This is a genomic window from Enterobacter wuhouensis (assembly GCF_004331265.1).
In the GTDB taxonomy this organism is placed as follows: Bacteria; Pseudomonadota; Gammaproteobacteria; order Enterobacterales; family Enterobacteriaceae; genus Enterobacter; species Enterobacter wuhouensis.
Genome location: NZ_SJOO01000005.1, coordinates 315,875 through 322,204, shown reverse-complemented (window position 1 = coordinate 322,204; position 6,330 = coordinate 315,875). Strand labels below are relative to the sequence as shown.

The following is a 6,330-nucleotide window of genomic DNA, read 5'->3' as shown; positions in this document are numbered from 1 at the left end:
GTTGCATAACATCAGTTATACCCAGGGTATCAGGCACACTCTATTACCGGAATGGATTCAATCTTGCGTAAAGTTCATTCATTATGCGTAATTGATTCTGATCTGCTCTTCCCGCCTGAGTACGAGCCCGGCGCCTGTATATGCCGCCAGAGATTCTCTGATATATAACCTCACATCGCACTCCTGATTAATAAACGTCAGTGATTATAAAAATGTCTGCCTGCCCCATACGCAGGGGCAGGTTCTGCATTCTATTCCCGCGCGGAAATCGTCCTGCGGGAAGTAACCCGGAATGCCTGCCTGATGTCCCAGACGCTTTCCTCACGTCCCACGGCCAGGGCAAACAGTACTCCCCCCACGATTGAGAACAGACCCAGTACGCTCCATGCGAGCGTCATGTCAGTACCGCCCCCCAGGTGCTTCAGGTAGCCGGCAACAAGCGGTCCGCCAAACTGACCAATAAAGTTGCTGCATGCACCTACAAATGCCACCGCAGGGACCGCTTTCCTTGTCGGGAGGATTTCCGTCAACCGGACGTAAACCAACGGCACAAGCATCTTCATTGTCAGGCCGACAAACATGAACAGGGCTATCTGCACCCAGTAGTAAGACAGCGGAACAAAGGCCGCGGCTGACAACGCGATACCGCACAACACGGTGGGAATAGCGGCATGCAGCCGCCGTTCCTGGTTGTATTTATCTGACCGCCGGGTGATATACCAGATGCCCACCATGGTCATCAGGAAAGGCATTCCGCTGATTAGACCGACTATGAATTCACTGAGCGTTCCATACCCCTTAAGTGCCGTCGGCAGCCAGAGCGTAAAACCGTATGCCAGCATGCTGTGCAGGGAATAGCCGATTAACATCAGCCAGAGTGCCGGTATTTTGATAATGGTCCACCAGGGGTCAGATTTCTCCTTCACATAGTTTGACTGCTCAGCCGCAAGGTCTTTCTGGATATGATCCCGGTCCTCGGCGCTGAGCCAGCTTGCAGCCTGAATACTTTTAGGTACCAGATAAAACCAGATGATGCAGAACAGCCACGCGGGTGCCCCCTCAATGACCATCATCATGCGCCAGTCATGATGTGCCAGGATCCAGCCCGATATTGGACCGGCCAGAAACGCACCGGCCCCCAGGCTGAGGTTCCAGATACCAAATGCGCGTCCCCTTTCTGGCTTCATAAACCATTGTGCCAGAAACATCGCCGTTGCTGCCTGAATCGGCCCTTCAGCAAGTCCCAAGAAGAAACGGATGGCAACCAGTTCACCAAAGTTACGCGTCAGACCCGTGAGCATGGCGCAGGCACCAAAAAGAAACAGGCTGACGCCAATTATTCTTCGCGATCCAAAGCGAAGCGCCAGCCAGCCAGCGGTAAACTGCGTCGCCACGTAGCCCCATGCAAATGCACCGCCAAGCCAGCCAGCTTCTACCGGGCTGAGCCCCATCTCGGCCGTAATATGGGGCAGCGCCATGCCTATATTCACCCGGTCGAAGAAAGAAATGGTATACATGATAAACACTGCAGGAAGTATTATTGTCCAGCGTTTTTTCCCGATAAGCGCATTACCTTTAAGAGCATTATCACTCATGATAACTTCCTCATTTAGAGCAGATGTAGGGGAGGAAATGCTGATTTCAGGTCCTTTTAAATATCAGTCAGATAAAATATTTTTATTATTTTGAAGCTGCAACGACGTAATTAGTCAGGCGACCAACCGACTCAATTTCGACTTCAATAATATCGCCGTCATTAAGAAATACCTGCGGGTTACGTGAACGACCAACACCGCCTGGTGAGCCTGTCAAAATAACATCACCCGGGGATAGCTGTGTAAAGGTACTCATATAACTGATAATTTTGCTTATTGGATGAACCATATTAGCTGTACTGTCCTGCTGAACAATTTCACCATTAAGCCAGGTTTTTAACTGAAGCTTTTGCGGATCGGGGACCTTATCACACGTAACCAGCCAGGGACCGAACCCACCTGTTTTGCTCCAATTTTTGCCGGCAGTGAACCAGGTATGCTGCCAGTCACGCACGGAGCCATCCATATAGCAGGAATAGCCCGCTATGTATTCTGCAGCGTCCTGCTCAGCGATGTTTATGCCGGATTTTCCGATTATGATTACAAGCTCACCCTCATAATCGAGCTGATCGCTCAGCGCAGGCTTCACGATGTTGCCCAGATGAGCGGTCTGAGAATCTGAGAACCGGATGAATATGGTAGGCGCATCCGAAGTAATACTAAACTCAGTGCGTTTGGCCTGATAATTCATGCCGACGCAAAGTATTTTGCCCGGATTATCAATAACAGGAAGGAAGGTAATATCAGAAAGCTGATAATCCGGCTCATAGCTGATATATCCGTCAGCTGCTGCGATCCCTTTTTCTCTGATAAAACTTTTCAAATCGGGAGTATCAATATCTGTCCGGCTTCTCAGGTCAATAACTCCCTCACCCTGTAAAATACCGTAACTTTTATATCCATCAGGCGTCAGATAACTTAAAAGCTTCATACATTTTTCCCGCTACGCCCTTCCGCAGCGCGGAAGGGCGTCATTAAATTAAGCAAGACGAGATGTCAGCAGAGACTTATACAGCCAGCGCGCGCATTTCTTTGATAAGGTCTGATTTACCCTCAAAACCGATACCCGGCAGTTCCGGCATGATGATATGGCCATCTTCCACCTTCACCGAGTCAGGGAAACCGCCGTAAGGCTGGAACAGATCGGGATAGCTTTCATTGCCACCAAGGCCAAGGCCTGCGGCAATGTTCAGGGACATCTGGTGACCCCCATGAGGGACGCAGCGTGACGGTGACCAGCCAAATTGCTCAAGCACATCAAGCGTGCGCAGATATTCAACCAGACCATAAGAGAGTGCGCAGTCAAACTGCAGATAGTCTCGATCCGGGCGCATGCCGCCATAGCGCAGCAGATTTCGCGCATCCTGATGGGAGAAAAGGTTTTCACCCGTGGCCATTGAGCCCGGATAGAACTCTGACAGCGCGGCCTGCAGGGAGTAATCCAGTGGGTCACCGACCTCTTCGTACCAGAACAGCGGGTAGTCACGCAGCATTTTCGCATAGGCAATACCGGTTTCCAGATCGAAGCGGCCATTGGCGTCAACGGCGAGACGCGCTTCGCTGCCAATTTCCTCCAGGACGGCCTCAATACGGCGACGGTCCTCTTCCAGAGACGCTCCACCGATTTTCATCTTCACAACGTTATAGCCGCGATTAAGATAACCGCGCATCTCCTGACGCAGCGCGCTCAGATCTTTACCCGGGTAATAGTAACCGCCCGCCGCGTAGACAAAAACACGCGGGTTAGCCTCAACGCCCTTCATTTCTGCCAGCAGGCGGAACAGCGGCTTGTTAGCAATTTTTGCGGTTGCATCCCAGATGGCCATGTCCAGCGTACCTACCGCAACTGAACGTTCGCCGTGACCGCCCGGTTTTTCGTTGCTCATCATGACGTCCCAGATCTTATGCGGATCCAGATTGTCGCCTTTGGCATTCAGCAGGCTTTCTGGTTCGGCTTCGAGGATACGGTTGCGGAAGCGTTCACGGATCAGGCCGCCCTGACCGTAACGGCCGTTAGAGTTGAAGCCGTATCCCACTACGCGACGTCCGTCTACCTCAACGTCTGTCACAACGGCAACCAGGCTGGCCGTCATCTTGCTGAAATCGATGTAAGCATTACGGATAGGGGAAGCAATAGGCTTGGTAGTTTCTACAACGTCAAGGATACGCATGTTCTCTCCGGCAGTTTCCAGTCAAATACGATCTAACTAAATTACCTACGCTATATTTTATGTCATGCCGTATATTTATCGGCATAATGCACTAACGTAGTGTTCAGGGACCTTGTTGTCCTGTCTGATACCATCCTAAGCAGTTAACAAATTTCGTTCTAATGCCAAAGAGGCAGGCTGTAATGCAAAATCGGCATCACTTGGAGTTAACTTGGCTTGAGGACTGTGTTGCGCTGGCACAGTCCTTGAATTTCTCCCGTGCGGCAGCTTCACGATATGTGACGCAGCCAGCATTCAGCCGGAGGATTGTCTCGCTGGAAGAGTGGCTTGGAACGCCGCTTTTTGAAAGAAATCGTCGGGGCGTCAGCCTGACGCGCGCCGGGGAAGTATTCGTTACGCAGATCCCTGAACTTATTCGCGCACTTTATACCTTGAGAAGTGAATCTATAGAGGCCGCAGGAGAAACCAGACCGGATGTTATTTTTTCCGCCACGCACTCTCTGTCATTTTCTTTTTTCCCGGCACTGATGCGTAATAACGAAAAAATCGCCCGCTTCGGTTCTTTTCGCCTGTTATCTGACACACTGAGTGCCTGTGAACGCATGATCGACAAAGGTGACGCGCAGTTTTTGCTTTGTTACTACCACCCTCATATGCGCATCAATCTTGATCAGTCGAAATACTTCAGTGTTCGGCTCGGGCGGGAAACATTATTGCCTTATTCCAGATGCGATCCGGCAACCCGCGAGCCAATGTGGTATGCATCGGGCGGCAAAAAGTTTCCTTTTCTGTCCTATTCGGCTGAATCCGGCCTTGGCCGGATCCTTTCCAACACCTCGCAGGTCAACCGGGCCAGACGCGGAATGGAAATCGCATTCACTGCCGATCTGGCTGCAACATTACTGGCCATGGTCAGGGCCGGTGACGGCATCGCATGGTTGCCGGAAACGCTGGCAGCGCCGGATGTTGATGCCGGTTCCATTGCCGTTGCGGCGAAGAAAGAGAGCGCGCTCTGGGTACCCATAGATATCAGGCTTTTCCGCCCGGCAGCAAAGATGTCCCGCGCTGTAGAAGAGTTGTGGGAAATTTTCGTAGAGGACCAGATCTGACAATCGGAAAATATTCACGCATTTCTTACTGCACCATCATAAGAAAAAAGTGAGAGAACATGAAGCCCATAAGACGTGGCATTACATGCAGAGCTAGTACTATCCGATGGCCGCTCTTCGCTCATAAGAGACAACCATACTCAAATCTCCCACATTGCAGGAGATTTGAGTATGAACACGTCACCGTGGAATAAAGACCGTATCATAGGCCAAAAAAGACCACTTCAGATATCTCATATCTGGGGGATCCGAATCCGGCTTGAACAGGAAGGTAAAACGCGTGATTTAGCTCTGTTCAATATGGCCTTAGACAGTAAGCTACGAGGCTGCGATCTGGTGAACCTCAAAGTATCTGATGTTGCATATGGTAGCTCGGTTTCAAGCAGAGCAACGGTGCTGCAACAGAAAACCGGTAGCCCTGTGCAATTTGAGATAACCAAAGGGACAAGAGAAGCTGTTGCTGCATTGATAAAGCTTGGCAATTTGCACAGTAAAGACTTCTTGTTTCGGTCTCGGATCGGAACTAACCGGCACATATCAACCCGACAATACAGCCGAATTTTTCATGGGTGGGTAGAAAAGCTTGGTCTCGAAGCTTCGCTTTACAGCACACATTCCATGAGAAGAACAAAACCTTACCTGATATACAAGAAAACCAAGAATCTCCGGGTGATCCAACTTCTGTTGGGCCATAAGAAACTGGAAAGCACTGTCCGTTATCTAGGCATCGAAGTCGATGATGCGTTAGAGATCTCTGAATCGATTGAAGTCTAAGGTTGTCAGGGCTGCAACAGCAGCCCTGTGCCAGAAGCGGACCTGTTTGAATAGCCTGGAACGATAGTACCCGTCAGTCTGGAGACTTCTCAGCCTGCTTTGTTGTCATTGTCATACCGCACGAATTACTCATTCATCACTCTTTAACTGATTAAAAGTTTGTTATATGGTTTTATCTAGTGCACTATATAATCATCTACAAGATAACGGATTGGCATATGAGCATGCAGTCACGACAGGAAATAGGGACACAACTTTCGTTTGCCCTCTATGGTGCGGCGAGCCGCATGAACCGGTTACATAAGCCGTTGCTGGACCCGCTGGGGCTAACCTTTCCCCAGTATCTGGTCATGCTGGAGTTGTTTAACGGAACCCCACGCACCGTGGGTGATATCGGGAATAAGCTCGGCATGGATACCGGCACCATTACCCCCCTTCTCAAACGGCTTGAGGCTGCCGGACGCATAGTTCGCATGCGGGATCGCGCTGACGAAAGGCGAGTCCTCATTACTCTTACGGATGACGGGCTCGCTTTGCAAAGCGAGCTGTGGCACGTAACCGAAAAAATCAAATCAGCCTGTCAGTTATCGGATGCGAAGCTCGAGGAGTTACGAGATACCCTCAATAACTTTGCCCATCCCGCTGATAACTGATCATCCTCCACTCAGACAAAAGGTACTG

Annotated in this window: 6 protein-coding genes; 3 read left to right on the top strand and 3 right to left on the bottom strand. The window is 50.4% G+C overall.

What is annotated here, in order from left to right:
- Positions 1 to 251: 251 nt before the first annotated feature.
- The 3 genes from E0L20_RS14275 to E0L20_RS14265 all read right to left on the bottom strand — a co-directional run bounded on the left by E0L20_RS14275 (position 252) and on the right by E0L20_RS14265 (position 3,766).
- Positions 252 to 1,595 carry an MFS transporter gene (locus E0L20_RS14275; RefSeq protein WP_047054294.1) on the bottom strand — a complete coding sequence of 448 codons (1,344 nt, stop codon included), beginning with the start codon at positions 1,593 to 1,595 and terminating at the stop codon, positions 252 to 254.
- 85 nt (positions 1,596 to 1,680) lie between these two features.
- The gene (locus E0L20_RS14270; RefSeq protein WP_131634510.1) at positions 1,681 to 2,526 is read right to left on the bottom strand and encodes a fumarylacetoacetate hydrolase family protein; all 846 of its coding nucleotides are present in this window, start codon (positions 2,524 to 2,526) and stop codon (positions 1,681 to 1,683) included.
- A 76-nt stretch (positions 2,527 to 2,602) separates the two neighbouring features.
- The gene (locus tag E0L20_RS14265; RefSeq protein WP_131634509.1) at positions 2,603 to 3,766 is read right to left on the bottom strand and encodes a mandelate racemase/muconate lactonizing enzyme family protein; all 1,164 of its coding nucleotides are present in this window, start codon (positions 3,764 to 3,766) and stop codon (positions 2,603 to 2,605) included.
- 182 nt (positions 3,767 to 3,948) lie between these two features.
- On the opposite strand from E0L20_RS14265, the gene E0L20_RS14260 reads away from it, so the two are divergent.
- From E0L20_RS14260 to E0L20_RS14250, 3 genes are all read left to right on the top strand, one after another.
- Complete coding sequence (locus E0L20_RS14260) at positions 3,949 to 4,875, top strand: LysR family transcriptional regulator (RefSeq protein ID WP_047054289.1); 927 nt, start codon at positions 3,949 to 3,951, stop codon at positions 4,873 to 4,875.
- A gap of 171 nt (positions 4,876 to 5,046) precedes the next feature.
- Positions 5,047 to 5,649 (top strand): site-specific integrase, encoded by a 603-nt coding sequence (locus E0L20_RS14255; protein WP_131634508.1) that lies wholly within the window; start codon positions 5,047 to 5,049, stop codon positions 5,647 to 5,649.
- Positions 5,650 to 5,936: 287 nt separating this feature from the next.
- Positions 5,937 to 6,302 (top strand): MarR family winged helix-turn-helix transcriptional regulator, encoded by a 366-nt coding sequence (locus E0L20_RS14250; RefSeq protein ID WP_042718083.1) that lies wholly within the window; start codon positions 5,937 to 5,939, stop codon positions 6,300 to 6,302.
- Positions 6,303 to 6,330: the final 28 nt, after the last annotated feature.

Coding starts and splice junctions, on each gene's coding strand:
- E0L20_RS14275 (WP_047054294.1), bottom strand. CDS start 1,595: ATGAGTGATAATGCTCTTAAAGGTAATGCGCTTATCGGGAAAAAACGC.
- E0L20_RS14270 (WP_131634510.1), bottom strand. CDS start 2,526: ATGAAGCTTTTAAGTTATCTGACGCCTGATGGATATAAAAGTTACGGT.
- E0L20_RS14265 (WP_131634509.1), bottom strand. CDS start 3,766: ATGCGTATCCTTGACGTTGTAGAAACTACCAAGCCTATTGCTTCCCCT.
- E0L20_RS14260 (WP_047054289.1), top strand. CDS start 3,949: ATGCAAAATCGGCATCACTTGGAGTTAACTTGGCTTGAGGACTGTGTT.
- E0L20_RS14255 (WP_131634508.1), top strand. CDS start 5,047: ATGAACACGTCACCGTGGAATAAAGACCGTATCATAGGCCAAAAAAGA.
- E0L20_RS14250 (WP_042718083.1), top strand. CDS start 5,937: ATGAACCGGTTACATAAGCCGTTGCTGGACCCGCTGGGGCTAACCTTT.